The organism is Photobacterium minamisatsumaniensis, assembly GCF_050336695.1.
In the GTDB taxonomy this organism is placed as follows: Bacteria; Pseudomonadota; Gammaproteobacteria; order Enterobacterales; family Vibrionaceae; genus Photobacterium; species Photobacterium minamisatsumaniensis.
In genome coordinates, this window is sequence record NZ_JAKJSI010000025.1 from 39,015 (window position 1) to 55,212 (window position 16,198).

At 44.7% G+C, this 16,198-nt stretch carries 13 protein-coding genes; 7 read left to right on the forward strand and 6 right to left on the reverse strand.

The features are described 5' to 3' along the window. Window positions 1–100: 100 nt before the first annotated feature. Together L4D78_RS14005 and L4D78_RS14010 are read left to right on the forward strand one after the other, a co-directional pair. The gene (locus L4D78_RS14005; protein WP_428467493.1) at window positions 101–1,390 is read left to right on the forward strand and encodes an NAD(P)/FAD-dependent oxidoreductase; all 1,290 of its coding nucleotides are present in this window, start codon (window positions 101–103) and stop codon (window positions 1,388–1,390) included. 45 nt (window positions 1,391–1,435) lie between these two features. Beyond that, window positions 1,436–1,654 (forward strand): DUF7661 family protein, encoded by a 219-nt coding sequence (locus tag L4D78_RS14010; protein ID WP_428467494.1) that lies wholly within the window; start codon window positions 1,436–1,438, stop codon window positions 1,652–1,654. A gap of 76 nt (window positions 1,655–1,730) precedes the next feature. Here the strand turns inward: L4D78_RS14010 and bamJ are convergent, their stop codons facing one another. The 5 genes from bamJ to L4D78_RS14035 all read right to left on the reverse strand — a co-directional run bounded on the left by bamJ (window position 1,731) and on the right by L4D78_RS14035 (window position 7,905). After that, window positions 1,731–2,204: a BamJ family beta-barrel-assembly machinery protein gene (gene bamJ / locus L4D78_RS14015; RefSeq protein WP_428467495.1), complete on the reverse strand. Its 474-nt coding sequence runs from the start codon at window positions 2,202–2,204 to the stop codon at window positions 1,731–1,733. Between the two features lie 94 nt (window positions 2,205–2,298). After that, complete coding sequence (locus L4D78_RS14020; protein WP_428467496.1) at window positions 2,299–2,850, reverse strand: GNAT family N-acetyltransferase; 552 nt, start codon at window positions 2,848–2,850, stop codon at window positions 2,299–2,301. A gap of 143 nt (window positions 2,851–2,993) precedes the next feature. Next, a complete protein-coding gene (locus tag L4D78_RS14025; protein ID WP_428467497.1) occupies window positions 2,994–3,842 on the reverse strand; it encodes a peptidoglycan binding protein CsiV in 849 nt (282 codons plus the stop codon). Between the two features lie 29 nt (window positions 3,843–3,871). Then, window positions 3,872–7,327 (reverse strand): transcription-repair coupling factor, encoded by a 3,456-nt coding sequence (mfd, locus tag L4D78_RS14030; RefSeq protein WP_428467498.1) that lies wholly within the window; start codon window positions 7,325–7,327, stop codon window positions 3,872–3,874. 5 nt (window positions 7,328–7,332) lie between these two features. Continuing rightward, window positions 7,333–7,905: a PilZ domain-containing protein gene (locus L4D78_RS14035; RefSeq protein WP_428467499.1), complete on the reverse strand. Its 573-nt coding sequence runs from the start codon at window positions 7,903–7,905 to the stop codon at window positions 7,333–7,335. Between the two features lie 189 nt (window positions 7,906–8,094). Between L4D78_RS14035 and lolC the strand changes: the two genes are divergently transcribed. From lolC to lolE, 3 genes are read left to right on the forward strand one after another with little or no spacing between them, the layout of a single operon-like run. Further along, complete coding sequence (gene lolC, locus L4D78_RS14040; RefSeq protein WP_428467500.1) at window positions 8,095–9,303, forward strand: lipoprotein-releasing ABC transporter permease subunit LolC; 1,209 nt, start codon at window positions 8,095–8,097, stop codon at window positions 9,301–9,303. Continuing rightward, entirely contained in the window at window positions 9,296–9,985 is a 690-nt protein-coding gene (gene lolD / locus L4D78_RS14045) for a lipoprotein-releasing ABC transporter ATP-binding protein LolD (RefSeq protein WP_428467501.1), read from the forward strand. The genes lolC and lolD overlap by 8 nt, the downstream gene beginning before the upstream one ends. Beyond that, complete coding sequence (gene lolE / locus L4D78_RS14050; RefSeq protein ID WP_428467502.1) at window positions 9,986–11,230, forward strand: lipoprotein-releasing ABC transporter permease subunit LolE; 1,245 nt, start codon at window positions 9,986–9,988, stop codon at window positions 11,228–11,230. Window positions 11,231–11,425: 195 nt separating this feature from the next. On the opposite strand, the gene L4D78_RS14055 is transcribed toward lolE, so the two are convergent. Further along, complete coding sequence (locus L4D78_RS14055) at window positions 11,426–11,944, reverse strand: DUF2062 domain-containing protein (protein ID WP_428467503.1); 519 nt, start codon at window positions 11,942–11,944, stop codon at window positions 11,426–11,428. Between the two features lie 32 nt (window positions 11,945–11,976). On the opposite strand from L4D78_RS14055, the gene L4D78_RS14060 reads away from it, so the two are divergent. Continuing rightward, the gene (locus tag L4D78_RS14060; RefSeq protein WP_428467504.1) at window positions 11,977–14,295 is read left to right on the forward strand and encodes a DNA internalization-related competence protein ComEC/Rec2; all 2,319 of its coding nucleotides are present in this window, start codon (window positions 11,977–11,979) and stop codon (window positions 14,293–14,295) included. A gap of 144 nt (window positions 14,296–14,439) precedes the next feature. After that, window positions 14,440–16,197 carry a lipid A ABC transporter ATP-binding protein/permease MsbA gene (gene msbA / locus L4D78_RS14065; RefSeq protein WP_428467505.1) on the forward strand — a complete coding sequence of 586 codons (1,758 nt, stop codon included), beginning with the start codon at window positions 14,440–14,442 and terminating at the stop codon, window positions 16,195–16,197. Window position 16,198 lies beyond the last annotated feature (1 nt).

Sequence of the window (16,198 nt, forward strand, 5' to 3'; positions counted from 1 at the left end):
TTAGTCAGTCAGCCAGTACATTACTATCTTCATTTTATGGATGAAACGTAGCTGTAAGGTTCTGAGCAATAAAATTTATATAARATAAGAGGAAGACATTGTGACGCGAATTATCGTAGTAGGCGGTGGCGCCGGCGGTTTGGAGCTTGCGACGAGGTTAGGTCGTACCCTTGGCCGTAAACGACGTGCGAAAGTAACACTCGTTGACCGTAAGGCAAGCCATTTATGGAAACCGCTATTACATGAAGTAGCAACAGGATCGCTGGATGCGGGGGTTGATGCTTTAAGTTATCGCGCTCATGCTAAAAACCATTATTTTGACTACCAAATGGGTAGCCTTCATGATATCGACCGCGAGCGTAAAGTCATTAAATTGTCGCCGTTGTATGATGAGCATGATGAACTGTTGATGCCTGAGCGTGAGCTTGAATATGATGTCTTGGTAATGGCAATTGGCTCGACATCCAATGATTTCAATACGCCGGGTGTTAGAGATAATTGTATTTTCCTTGATAGCCCTGAGCAAGCACACCGTTTCCGTACTGAAATGAACAACCAGTTCTTGAAACTACATGCTGATAAAAACCAAAAGACGGTTGATATTGCGATTGTAGGTGCTGGCGCAACGGGTGTAGAGCTCTCGGCTGAACTTCATAACGCAGTACAAGAGCTTAAAAACTATGGCTTTGGTGATCTCGATAGTTCACGATTAAATGTTAACTTGGTTGAGGCGGGTGAGCGTATTCTTCCGGCATTGCCCCCACGCATTTCATCAGCCGCACACAGTGAGTTGACGAAGTTAGGTGTGAATGTTCGTACTGCGACAATGGTAACAAAAGCAGATGAAACAGGCCTAACAACCAAAGATGGTGATCATATTCCGGCTCAGATCATGGTGTGGGCTGCTGGTATTAAAGCGCCTGACTTTATGAAAGATATCGCAGGGCTTGAAACTAACCGTATTAATCAGCTTGTGGTTAAGCCGACGCTGCAAACAACACGTGATGATGATATTTATGTCATTGGCGATCTGGCCTCTTGCGTACAAGAGGACGGCAGTTTTGTTCCACCGCGTGCGCAGGCTGCACACCAGATGGCAAGTCGCTGTTTTTACAATATTGTAGCTAAGATTACTAACCGTGATCAAAAGCCCTATGTCTACAGCGATCATGGCTCGTTAGTGTCTTTAAGCCGTTTTTCTACTGTTGGTAGCTTGATGGGGAACTTGACCAAAGGCTCGATGATGGTCGAGGGACGTATTGCACGTATTGTGTATATTTCGTTATACAGAATGCACTTGGTTGCCTTACACGGTGTCTTTAAAACTGGCTTAATGATGCTAGTAGGACGAATTAACCGTGTCTTACGACCAAATCTAAAGCTACACTAATCGGTAACTGACGATACGGACATGTATTAAAAGGACATAAATAAGATGTTTTTATTATTTGATGTATTTGGAGCTAAGCTATCTGTTCAGCGAAAAGACGGCTTTTGGTTATTGTTCAAAGAATCAGATACCGCAATGCGCGCCCGTATTTATGATGTTGTGATTCCGCCTGAACTGGAAGAGACTGATCTTGCCGTCTACCTTGCTGATATTTATCACGAGAATGCGACGCTAGAGCGATCCGATGTTAAACGATTGAATTGATTTGTTGCTCAATGAGTCAGAGTAAATAAAAACCGCCGAATGGCGGTTTTTTTATTTACGATATCATTGACTGAATTTAGTTGATTTTAAACAGTTCAACATCAAAGATAAGAACAGAGCCTGCCGGTATGCCACCTACACCGCGATTGCCATAAGCGAGATCAGCTGGAACGAAGAAACGAGTCTTTTCGCCTTCCACCATTAATTGTACGCCTTCAGTCCAACCTTTAATGACTTGATTCAAGCCAAACTGAATGGTTTCACCGCGGTCAACAGAGCTGTCGAAAACCTTACCATCAATTAATGTACCGTGATAATGAACGGTCACTTTATCTGATGCTTTAGGGTGCTCTGTGCCTGTGCCTTCTTGCAGTACGAGGTACTGAAGGCCGGATGCCGTTGATTTAACCCCGTCTTGTTCTAAGTTACTTGCCAGAAACTCTTCACCAATTTTAACATTCTCAGCTGCTGACTGCTTGTTGCTAGAAGAGCGCTGCATAAAGAAAATAACAAGACCAATGATGGCGATGGTAAGAATAATTTTGAACACGTTTGAACTCCGTTAAAGCAATGAAGACTAATTTTTTACTTACAAGAACAATATAACAGATTATCCCTAAGTAACTTATTTAGTGGTTTATTTGTTACGAAATATCGGTTGGAATGAGTGAAAAAAGGAGTCCATTGATAGGCTCGTTATTTTCAATCACACGATTTCTTGCTGTACATTCAAATTTGGCATTACAAGCAAGTGCCGTGCGTTGACTGGCAAGATTACCTAAATGCGTCACAATTTCTAGCCGAGTTAGCTTTACCGTGGTAAAAGCGAAGTGAGCGACAGCGTGGCAAGCTTCTGTTGCAAACCCTTGCTGTTGTGCTGAACATTTTACCCAGTAGCCGAGCTCTGCAGAGTTAGTTTGATCTGAAAGGTTGCTGAGTGAAATGCTGCCAATAAACTCATCGTTGTCTTGGCGGAAGATGGCAAATTCATAACTGATGTCGTAGAGCCAATTTTGCTGGCTAGCATGTATCCATTCATGAGCATCATGTTGGTCATACTGGTTAGAACACCAGGGTAACCAACGAGCGAGCTTCTCACCGGAATCATGAATTGCCTCAACTAACTCAAGCAGGTCGGCGTTTTTATATGGTCGCATTTTCAGTCGTTCTGTAATCAGCTCATGATCCGCTTTCATCGTTAGGCTCTTTTGGCAAGATTCGCCTTAGTGTGATACGGCAATTGAGGTGTTGCAAGATGCAGGGTGAAAATGTGTGAGTAGAAAAAGAAACGGGCAGCCAGATAGGCCGCCCGTTACGCGTAGATTTTTTCTCGTAGCGATTAATTATCGATACGGCGAATCTGGATGACCATGCCCATTAGAGGGTGGTCAATATAATGTGTTTCACCACTACGCATTTGTCGTTGCTGATCGAAACGGTAAGATTTTAAGAACTCTTCCACTTCAACTTTGTTTTGTACTGCCTGCAAGTGACCGACCTGAACATTACTGTCAGCCAGTAATGGGTCAGTATCTTCGAGTGATTCTGTACCAACAATGACCTCACGTCGTCCAGGCTCTCTTAAATCAACGTTAATATCGGTAAACAGATAATGCTGAACATAGACACGGATCATACCTTCAAGCTCGTATAAAGGCTGATTCTTAGCTTCATCAAGGTTCTGCGAACTACTGCCGAACTCTTCTTCATCAAAAGATGTAGCGTTAGGCTGGTTATCTGCCGATATGACAATGCCATCAGTACCCGCTTCGATATCACGGCGTTGTTGCTCAGCTTTCGACGTACCATCTGGAAGGTATTTATCTGAAAAATCCTTACCAGCAGTAAGATAAAATTTAGGTGCTGCCGCTCGGCTTAGATCGCCCTGACGCCAGCCAAAGTGCGCTAAAGGCGTAAAACCAGCATGGCCTTTTAACTTGTTATACTGTGAATTCAACTGGAAGTTAGAAGGGGACATCAGGCTGATCCCTTTTGCTTTCAGTCGAGCGCTATCACCAAAAGACATCGTTCCTTTCAGGTTGATGGGCTTTTGTTGGTCGGGCCAAGATTCATTGACTTGCTCTGGCGCGATATTACGCTTGAACATAATCACTTCGATATCAAATTGTCTCGCCGCTAAACTTGGCCAGCTTATGGCTAAGAGCAGCAAATAAATCAGTTTTTTCAAGATAATACTCCGCACTTTAATGCCGTCTATTATAGAGTGTTTTCTGCTAACTTTGTTAAAAGTCCGTCAACATACTTAATCCGATCTTTACGATCACTCATTGGCGCCATGACTTTGAGTTTAGTTGGGCCTTCCATTCGGTAATGCTGGGGCTGTGATTGCAATAAGCTCACAAGGAACCCAGGGTTGATAGCTGCATTTTGATTAAACTCAATAAATCCGCCTTTTTCACCAGCTTCAACTTTCCGTACGCCAAGGCCTGCCGCTTTTAACTTCATTCTGTTAACGGTTAGCAGGTTATTAGCGGACTCTGGTAATAAGCCAAAGCGGTCAATTAGCTCTACTTTTAATTCATTTAGGGCTGTTTCATTTTCAGCGCTTGCAATGCGTTTGTACAGTGACAGTCGGGTGTTGATATCTGGAATGAAGTCATCTGGCAGCAGAGCAGGTAGACGAAGCTCTATCTCGGTTTGCTGTCGAAGAAGATCATCGAGTGATGGCTCTTTTCCTTCTTTCAGTGCTTCTACTGCTTGTTCTAGCATTTCCATAAATAAACTAAAACCAACAGATTGGATCTGCCCGCTTTGATCGTCACCTAATAATTCACCAGCACCACGAATTTCAAGGTCATGTGTAGCCAGTGTAAAGCCTGCACCTAAATCTTCAAGGGATGATATTGCTTCAAGACGTTTCACGGCGTCTTTGGTCATACGTTTAGGGTGCGGTGTCAGTAGGTAAGCATAAGCTTGGTGGTGCGAGCGACCCACACGGCCACGTAGCTGATGTAATTGGGCGAGGCCAAGGTGATCGGCACGGTTAATAATGATTGTATTAGCGGTTGGAACATCAATACCCGTTTCAATTATTGTGGTACACACTAGTAGATTGAATCGCTGGTGATAGAAATCACTCATGATTTTTTCAAGTTCGCGTTCGCGCATCTGACCGTGAGCAAAAGTGACGCGAGCTTCAGGTACTAACTTGGCCAAGTCTTCTGCCATTTTTTCGATGGAGTCGACTTCATTGTGCAAAAAGTAAACTTGCCCACCACGCGTGATTTCTCGTAAAACCGCTTCACGTGTTACGGCATCATCGTTTTCTCGTACAAAGGTTTTGATGGCTAAGCGTCTTGCGGGCGGTGTTGCTATGATAGAAAGATCACGCATACCACTCATCGCCATGTTTAGTGTACGAGGAATTGGTGTGGCTGTAAGAGTTAGGATATCAACATCAGCTCTAATGGCTTTTAGCTTTTCTTTTTGGCGGACCCCAAAGCGGTGCTCTTCATCAACAATCAGCAAGCCGAGATCATAGTAGCTAATTGAGGCGTTAAGTAGTTTGTGTGTACCGATAAGAATATCGATTTTGCCTTCAGCCATGTCAGCTAAAATTTGCTTTTGCTCTTTTGCCGTTTTAAAGCGAGATAGCACCTCGACTCGAATTGGCGTATTTGCAAAGCGATCGCGGAAGTTTTCGAAGTGTTGCTGGGCCAGTAGCGTCGTAGGGACAAGGACGGTTACTTGCTTGTTATTATCAACAGCGACAAAAGCAGCACGCATGGCAACTTCTGTTTTACCGAAGCCAACATCACCACACACGAGACGATCCATCGCTTTTGCCTGACACATATCAGACAGTACTGCATTGATTGCCAAGGCTTGATCATGAGTTTCTTCAAACGGGAAACCAGTGCTGAAATCAGCATAAGCTTCACGGTCAAGGTCAAATTTGAAGCCGGATTTCATCTCACGCTGAGCATAGACATCTAATAACTCTGCGGCGACATCTCGCACTTTTTCCGCAGCTCTCTTGCGTGCTTTTGTCCACGTTTCGCCACCTAGCTTATGGAGGGGAGCCGTTTCGTCAGCACCGCCAGAATAGCGGCTGATCAGGTGTAGTGACGCAACGGGTACGTATAGTTTGGCACCACCATGATATTCAAGGGTAACGTATTCTGTTTTTAGCCCACCGGCTTCCAGCGTTTGCAGCCCAAGGTAGCGGCCGATACCGTGATCAATATGCACGACAGGTTGACCAACTTGCAGTTCGGCAAGGTTACGGATGATAGTATCGGCATTAACGGTTTTTTTGTCTTCACGGCGACGGCGCTGGACAACGCGCTCACCCAAGAGATCACTTTCACAAATAAAGGCAACTGCGGGTTCGGCAAGAATAAAACCTTGCTCTGTTGCACCAATTACCAAACTAAATCGTTCTGGTGTTTGTACCGCTTCTGTGAGTGTTGAGCAAACCATTGGCCGTAACTTAATCCGTGCCAGCAGGTCAAGCAGTGCTTCGCGGCGACCTTCTGATGCAACAGAAAAAATAATTTTGCCATCAAAGCTTTCAGAAAAACGGCGTAGCTCGGCGAGTGGCTCTTTTAACTGATGATTGATGGTTATTTCTGGTATAGGGCTCAGCGCAGGGTTAAAACGGCCTGCTTTTTCTGGCTCGACGTCTTGGCGGATACGCACTTGTGGTAGCGTTTTGAAACCCGAAAACATTTCATCTTTCGTTAGCCATAGTTCTCGAGGAGCCAGTAATGGGCGTAACGGGTCAACTTTCCGTTGTTCGTAGCGATACTCGGCATCACTGAGGAAATGGTCGACTGCAGGCTCTAGGTGACCAATCGTCACCAGCAAGCTGTTATCAGGCAGGTAATCAAATAACGTTTCAGTGTGTTCAAAAAATAAAGGCTGCCAGTACTCTATACCTGCAGGCCAAGTACGTTTACTGACCTGCTGATAAATAGATTCGGGTTCACGACGGGCTTCAAAACGCTCACGCCAGCGCATACGAAAGTTTTCAACCGCAATTTCATTGGTTGGAAACTCATGCGCTGGTAATAAATTAATGTTATTTATTTCACCTGTTGAACGCTGATTTTCAGGGTCAAACTGGCGAATTGAATCAACTTCATCATCAAAAAAGTCAATGCGATAGGGTTGATTGCTGCCCATAGGAAAAAGGTCAACTAAAGAGCCTCTACTCGCATATTCACCATGCTCCATGACTTGATCAACATGACGGTAGCCAGAAGCCTCAAGCTGAAGTCGTAGCTTATCAAGCGACAGGCGATCGCCATTGGTGACGAGTAATGCATGCTGGTGGATGAATTCTTGGGGTGAAAGGCGTTGTAGCAATGTGCTAATCGGTACCAACATCACGCCAGATTGCTGAGTGGGCAGCTGATAGAGACGCGATAAGCGATCAGAGATAATATCTTGGTGTGGCGAGAAATTATCGTAAGGTAGTGTTTCCCAGTCTGGGAATACACTGACCTCTTGCTCAGTAAATTGGCTGACTTCTGATTGTAGTCGTAATGCCGTCTGAGTATCTGGCACGACAACTAATAATGGACCGGCGTGTTCATGCGCCAGTTCAGCGATAGAAAGTGCAAGTGCAGCACCAGTAACATTACCAACAAAGCGGCTATCGCCTTGTTTGGTTGGTAATGGAAGAGAAAGAATAGAATGTGCTTTCATGATAATTATTGGCTTTCTGATCGCTGTTGGGCGCGTTGGCGCAAGATTTTTTGTTGGAAATGAAGGGCTGCACGAATGAGCAGATCCCGGTCATCTTCCTGTAAACGAGTGTATTTCAGTGTAATCTCAAACTGTTCATTTTGCTCACCGCATTCGACAACATCGGCATAGGCATATATTGCGGCTGCAGGGTTATCAAGAAACAACTTCACTCTTACTGCTGACCCCTCAACTAATGCTGTGGCATTAGAGTATGAGAGCCGGCTTGCACCAAAAGATGTGGTGATATAGCGCAGGGCTGGATCATTTTGCTGTGAAAGTACATAAGACAGTAACAGGTTAATTTTATTGTTTTGTGCTGTTAAGTACGTGGTGAGTGCTTGTTGATCGCTATTATTTAAGGTGTTTAAAGCGCGATCAAGGTTGTCATCTAAACCATTACACTCACTGGCAACACGAAATAAAGGCGGTATTTCGAGGCTGAAGGTGTGTTCGTCAGGTACCACATCTCCATCTGATAATGGCTCGACATTAATAGTCAGCCCAGCATTGACCGAAAAATACTCGTCCTGATTCATGTTACACCCACAATAAATTAACTATCCTTCGATTATCACTTAGCAAACGCTAAGGGGCAAGTAAGTCGGTAACAGAGTGTCTATTTTACCTTCTGTTTTTACGTTACTTTTACGTCGTATATTGGTAAAAAGCCGGATCTACAGGTATGCTGACGAACAATCTTTATCAGGATGGTTTCTTCATTATTTATGTTTCATCCCGTTTCTTTTTTTATAGGTCTTCGTTATCTGCGTGGTCGATCGGGAGATCGCTTTAGTCGTTTTGTCTCTTATATGTCGACAGCGGGTATCACAATTGGTGTACTTGCGCTTGTTACCGTATTGTCGGTGATGAATGGTTTTGAGCAGCAACTCAAAGAGCGAATCTTGGGTGTGATGCCGCAAGCTGTCGTATCAGGTCCCGATGGCCGTATTATGCGAACAGAGACCCCTCCCTCTGCATTACTTGAATTACCTCATGTAGAAATGGTAACGCCCGTAACACGAGGGGAGGCCGTTATGCAAAGCGCACAGTCTCTATCGGCTGGTATGTTAGTTGGTATTGACCCTTCGGAATTTGAGCCCGTTGGTTATTACACTAACAACGGCGATATTGAAAACTTGATACCGGGTAGTTACCGAGTCATTTTGGGGCAATCATTAGCCAACCAGCTAGATGTGGCTGTTGGCGACAAGGTGCGCTTGATGGTAACGAGTGCGAGCCAGTACACACCGTTAGGCCGTATCCCAAGTCAACGTAACTTTGAAGTGTCGGGTTTATATAACACGGGCTCAGACGTTGATAAACAACTGATCTTAACCAATATTGAAGATGCAGGTCGCTTGTTGCGTTATAAACCGGGTCAAATTACCGGGTGGCGTTTATTTGTTGATGATCCCTTTGTGGTTGCCGAGTTAGCAAATCACTCAAGTATTGCGGACTACGGATGGTCTGACTGGCGTGAGCAACGTGGTGAGCTTTTCCAAGCTGTTAAAATGGAAAAGAACATGATGGGCTTGATGCTGGGTTTAATTATTGGAGTTGCAGCGTTCAATATTATCTCTGCCCTCATTATGGTCGTAATGGAGAAGCAAGCCGAAGTCGCTATCTTGAAAACACAGGGCATGACGTCTTGGCAGGTATTATTTGTCTTCATGGTTCAAGGGGCTAGTAGCGGCGTGATTGGTGCTATTTCAGGTGGTTTACTCGGTACGTTGGCCGCGTTTAATTTAAATAGCATCCTGTCGGTATTAGGGGTCAATTTGATTTCTGCTGGTGGAGCGCTGCCTGTTGTTATATCCCCCGTTCAAATTTTAATTGTTATTGTTGGCGCGATTTTATTGAGCTTGCTAGCAACTGTTTTTCCTTCTTATAGGGCGGCATCTGTTCGCCCTGCCGAGGCACTTCGTTATGAGTAATTCGTTATTAGTTTGTCAGGGACTGCGCAAGGTGTACCGCGAAGCCCAACTCGAAACAGAGGTGTTAAAAGGGGTAGGTTTTAGCCTTAATGCTGGCGATCTCGTGGGTATTGTTGGCGCTTCTGGTTCGGGTAAAAGTACGCTTTTACACTTACTGGGCGCATTAGACGAGCCCAGTGAAGGCGATGTCTTTTTTAAAGGCCAGAAGCTCAATGCAATGAGCACGAATAAACAAGCGAAATTACGTAATCGTGAGATTGGTTTTGTTTATCAGTTTCATCACCTTTTGGCTGATTTTTCTGCGGTTGAAAATGTGGCGATGCCACTATTGATCGGCGGTATCTCTGCCGATAAAGCACGCTCTCAGGCGCAAAGTATTCTAGAGACTGTTGGTTTGAAGCACCGTTTAGAGCACCGACCTTCGGAGCTGAGTGGCGGTGAGCGACAGCGTGTTGCAATCGCCCGTGCGTTAGTTAATAAACCTGCCTTGGTTCTAGCGGATGAACCAACGGGTAATTTAGATCATAAAACGGCACTAGAAATTTATGAGTTAATGCGAAAGTTAAATAAGGAATCAGGCACTGCGTTCTTGGTTGTTACCCATGATAATGAATTGGCATCAAAGCTCGATCATTGTATGCATATGCAAGATGGTGAACTGGTGAAGGTTGAGGTAGCGTAAATGTTCCGACCGTTATCGTTATATATCGGGAGTCGCTTTAGCCGAGCTAAGCAGCGAAATCGAATGGTGTCGTTTATTTCGGTTTCATCCATGCTTGGGATTGCAGTGGGTGTGGCTGTCATCATTATTGGTTTATCGGCCATGAATGGTTTTGAACGCGAACTACGAAACCGTGTTTTGTCTGTTATCCCACATGGTGAGTTAGAAGTGGTTAAGCAACCATTTACTGATTGGCAACCTGTCCTACAAACAGTGGAGCAGCACCCGCAAGTTACTGCGGCGGCACCGTATATTCAATTTACCGCCTTGCTCGAAAAAGGGAGTAACTTAAAAGCGGTAGGAATGCGTGGTGTCGATCCTGAAAAAGAACGTTCTGTCAGCGCCATCCCTGATTATGTCAAAAATAATGCATGGGACACGCTATCTGCAGGTAAGCAACAAGTGATTATTGGGCAGGGCGTGGCTAAAAACCTCGGTATTGATGTTGGTGATTGGATCACCGCGATGATACCGAACCCCGATCCTGCTCTGAAACTCAAAGCCCCACAACGTATTCGTTTACAGGTTGTTGGCTTATTGGCCTTGGCGGGACAGATTGACCATAACTTTGCCTTGGTGCCTTTAGCCGACGCCCAAGAATATTTATCGATGGGGGAAGGCATTTCAGGGATCGCACTGAACGTCGACGAAGTTCTGAATGCCCAGCACATAGTACGTGAAGTCGGATTTACTCTGCCTGTATATGTCTACCTGAAAAGTTGGACGCAGAAGTATGGCTACTTGTATCGAGATATTCAGATGGTACGAACCATTATGTATCTGGTGATGGTGCTGGTTATTGGGGTTGCAAGCTTCAATATTGTGTCCACTTTGATGATGGCAGTAAAAGATCGTTCAGCCGATATTGCCATTTTACGTACCATGGGTGCGACTGATCGCTTAATTCGCTCAATATTTATTTGGCACGGTGTGTTGTCGGGGGTGGTAGGAAGCTTAATCGGTTCATTAATCGGTTCAGCCGTTGCGGTCAATTTAACGACGATCATGCGCTTTATTGAGAGTGTTATTGGGCATCAATTTTTATCCGGTGATATTTACTTTGTTGACTTTTTACCGACACAATTATTAATGCAAGATGTTGCACTTGTTACTATTACCGCGGTACTGCTGAGCTTTTTAGCGACATGGTATCCGGCAAAGCGCGCCAGTGCTCTGCAACCTGCAGCGGTACTGAGTGCTAAGTAAGTGATGCATTTTCAAGAATGGTTGTTACAAGGCTATTGTTGATGTGGTTCCCAGTGATGATGTAATGATGTCACGGTTTAAAATAGCAATGGGCCACAGCTTCAAGATATGTAAAACATGCTTTGTAGTACTCAAACCGATGTAATAAAAAAAACCTCGCCTAGGCGAGGTTTTTTGTTTCATAAATCCGTCTGGTTATTTGAGAATTCGGAATCTACGTTTTTGCCAACTTCTGACAACAGAGTAGCGCCAAAGGCCACGAATACCAAAATAACCCAATAGTGAGAAAGATATCGCACAGATCAAACAGCCAAGCAGGAATGGCGGGCCTATTTGATTCATTTGGTGCAGTAAAAACTCCCAAGAAAGTTCGAAATGAAAAGATTGGTGGGGAGTATTCAGTAGCCAAGCCCCAACCTTATAGGCGGCATAAAACATCACTGGCATGGTGATAGGGTTACTAATCCAAACTAAGCAGACAGATAATGGTAGGTTCACGCTAAAGAGAATAGCTAATCCCGCTGCCATAATCATTTGACTGGGGAGAGGAACGAAAGTCATGAACAAGCCGACCGCAAAGGCCCCTGATGCTGAACGACGATTAAGGCACCATAGGTTTGGGTTATAAAGCACATTACCAAAAATTTTCAGCGCTTTTTGGCGCTTAATCACCTCATGGCTTGGCATAAAACGTTTAATTACTTGTCTTGGCATTTTCAGTCATTTTATCTACTGGCGTTAGCGATATGAATATCGTACTTGCCGGGATTGCATTAGGACTATTGTCACTTCACTTCTGGCCAACACTACCAGAATATAATGGGTTTATTACAGCATTGATGCTCGGCGGCTTAGTGTGTGCCTCTTTAGGCCGGCATCTATTGATCTGTATCGCATTTGGTGTACTACTGGCGAATATCGCCGCAACATCCTATTTAGAAAACGTCCAACGTGTATCAATTGAGCCAAAGAATATTACCATAACTGGGCAAGTTAGCAGCTTATTAAATGCTAACAGATCCGTTATAACGTTTGATTTTGTAACGCCTAATTTCTCCCCGTTAATAAATGTAGAAAAAGAACGCCTTAAATTTAGGCTACATTGGCAACAGCCTTTACATGATAGCACTATGAAGCATGGTGAGAAGTGGCAGCTTGAAGTGAAGCTTAGACCACCTCATGGACGAGTAAATAGTGCAGGGTATGATGCAGAGCGTCAGTTTGTTGGGAAAGAGATCCATGGCAGCGGGGTTGTGCTAGCGGGTAAGCGGCTGTCGAAGAAAGGTGAACACTCAGCTCGACAACAACTTTTTGATCAAACCGTGCAAGCAACTGAAGGTTTAGATCATCAAGCTTTTCTTCTCGCGCTTGGCTTCGGTTTTCGAGGGGAATTAAATGACCAGCATTGGATGATGCTGCGCGATAGTGGTTTATCACACTTAATGGCGATTTCAGGGTTACACATTGGTCTTGCCGTTGTCTGTGGCTGGTGGATTGGCCGTATTATCAAAAGTGTTGCGAATGATACTTCCCGTTGGCAATGGTTACCTTTGTGGATAGGGCTATTAACGGGCGTTTCTTATGCTTGGCTTGCTGGGTTTAGTATTCCGACGGTTCGTGCGTTGGTGATGAGTACGATTGTACTTATGTTGCTGCGTTTTCGCATTCAATGGCCGGTTTGGCAAACGTTATTGTTTACTTTTACGCTGTGCTTGATGCTAAAGCCCCTGGCTTCATATACAGCAGGGTTTTGGCTTTCTTTTGCTGCTGTATTTATTATTTCATCGGTTGCCGTTTCTGGAGTTCGAACTGAGCCACTAAAGCGAGATGGTTTAACGCTTTATATGTCGCTTTGGAGCAGGGTAAAACCACTTGTCATTATGCAATTTGCATTGCTGTTTCTGATGTTACCCATGCAATGGTTATGGTTTGGTGGGTTTACCCTGCTGGCCCCAGTTATTAATATTATTGCTGTACCTTGGGTCAGTGTGATTACTGTTCCGTTGGTGCTAATGGCAATTATGATGACCTTTTGGCCAAGTGCATCTTCATGGGTGTGGCAAGCTGCAGATATGTCATTATGGCCTGTGATCTATCTTGCTGAGCACGCAAGGGGGAGTTGGTGGGAGCTAAGCCCATCTTCTATGGTGATGTTATTCGGTGGCCTTTTTTGTATTGCCTTACGCTGGTTTTTTCCTTTCCGCCAATTTAAAGCCCTATATTGTGTTTTAGTTATAACGCTAGTGAGTTGGTTTTATCGTGAGAATACCGGCCGTCAGGAAACAAACCTTGTTTCACATACATGGCAGGTTCATTTATTGGATGTAGGCCATGGGCTCGCGCTGCTAATTGAAAAAAATGGCCGAGCCGTACTTTATGACACGGGGAATCGTTGGCAAACCGGTAGCATTGCCGCATCGGTTATAGCACCTGTGCTACAGCAAAAAGGTATTCACCAACTTGACGGGCTGATTTTGAGTCATGCTGATAGTGATCACGCGGGTGGTACTGGTTATTTAATCAAACACTTTACACCTAAATGGAAAAGAAGCAGTGATGATCGTACAGGCTTCATGCCTTGCGTACGAGGTGAGCGTTGGCAGTGGCAGGGATTAGAATTTCGGGTTGTGTGGCCACCAAAGCGTGTGTCACGTGCGGCAAACCCTCACTCTTGTGTGATTGAAGTCTCTGAACTTGATGCGCCTTATTCGGCTTCATTGTTACTAACGGGGGATATCGATGCGATATCAGAATTATTGCTGGCCCAAAAAGAACCGAACTTGTCGCCGGATGTTTTACTCGTCCCTCATCATGGCAGCAATAGTTCATCAACGGCAACGTGGTTGTCATCCATGTCTCCTCGTTTTGCGTTAGTGTCTGTTGCCAAATATAGCCCATGGAAATTACCGTCATTAGCTGTTGAAAAGCGTTATGTAGATAAAGGGACTCAATGGTTATCTACCGCTGAGTTAGGGCAGATAACATTGGATATCGACCGTAAGGAAATTTCGGTAACTCGCTATCGTCATGACAAGAAATCTGCGTGGTTTCGTACCGTAAAGTAACATTCAGTGGGTGACAATATTTTAAAGGGTAGATATTTGCCTGAAAATTGAGCAATTTAGGCGGAGGATTAATTAACTTATTTGGTCCGTAGGCGTGAAGAGAGTAGAATGTAAAGAATTGACCTCAAGAATAAATGATTTTTCATGACACAACCCAACGATCAAACCACGTGGGAAACGTTTAAACGTCTTTGGCCGTCTATTAGCTTGTATAAAGCTGGACTAGGTGCCGCGATTATTGCGTTGATCATAAATGCTTCCAGTGATGCCCTGATGCTTTCGATGATTAAACCATTGATGGATGAAAGTTTTGGTGGCGTCGACAGTGTCGACTCGAACTTCTTGGCAATGATGCCAATTTATTTACTTAGCCTAATGATTATTCGTGGGGCTAGTGGTTTTGTGTCGACTTATTGCCTTGCGTGGGTATCCGGTAACGTCGTGATGTCGATGCGACGTCAAATGTTTAACCACTTCATGAAGATGCCTGTAGGTTACTTCGATAAAGAGTCTGCTGGTAAATTACTTTCCCGTATTACTTACGACTCTGAGCAGGTAGCTTCTGCTACGAGTGGTGCATTGGTTAGCTTGGTCAGGGAAGGTGCGACAATCATCGCCCTGATGGCCATTATGTTTTACAACAGCTGGCAGTTATCCGCTATCTTATTGATTATTGCCCCCGTCGTTGCCATTAGTATCCGCGTGGTTTCTAAACGCTTCCGTCGTATTTCTAAAAGTATGCAAGACGCGATGGGATCGGTGACCTCGTCTGCAGAACAAATGCTAAAAGGCCACAAGGTAGTGTTGAGCTACGGTGGCCAACAGGTTGAGCAAGAGCGTTTTGAGAGTGTCAGTAACCGCATGCGGCAACAAACGATGAAATTGGTATCAGCACAGGCTATTGCAAACCCAGTGATTCAGGTTATTGCCTCTTTAGCATTGGTCGCGGTGTTGATTTTGGCAAACACGGAGTCACTGCGTGAATCGCTAACACCTGGTACGTTTGCCCTGATCTTTGGTTCAATGTTTGGTTTAATGCGACCATTAAAATCGTTAACCAATGTTACTTCCCAGTTCCAGCGTGGTATGGCAGCGTGTAGTACGTTATTTGACTTGATGGAACAAGAACCAGAAAAAGACCATGGTAATTACGTTGCTACTCGCGTTGATGGCGACGTAAAAGTGAAGGACATTACCTTTACCTATCCAACCAAGGATACGCCAGCATTACGCAATGTTAGTTTTGATTTACCTGCGGGTAAAACGCTAGCGCTAGTTGGCCGTTCAGGCTCTGGTAAAAGTACTATCGCTAACTTGCTGACGCGTTTTTACGATATTGATTCCGGTAGTATCACCATTGATGACCGTGACCTTTGTGATTACAAGTTATCGAACTTGCGTGATCAAGTTGCCGTCGTTTCCCAAAACGTACACCTGTTTAATGACACAGTGGCGAACAATATCGCTTATGCGAGCGGTGACAAATACAGCCGTGAAGACGTTGAAAAAGCGGCAAGCCTTGCCCATGCCATGGGCTTCATTAACGATATGGATAACGGCATGGACACCATGATTGGTGAAAATGGTGTGAGCTTATCTGGAGGTCAACGTCAGCGTCTAGCGATAGCTCGAGCATTATTACGTGATGCGCCGATTTTGATTTTAGATGAGGCGACATCAGCGCTGGATACTGAATCAGAGCGAGCGATTCAATCGGCACTGGATGAACTTCAGAAAGATCGTACTGTGTTGGTTATTGCCCACCGTCTATCGACCATTGAAAAAGCGGATCAAATATTAGTGGTTGATGAAGGCGAAATTATCGAACAAGGTGTACATGCTGAGCTACTGGCGCAAGGTGGCGCGTATGCACAACTACACCGTATTCAGTTTGGTGAATAAT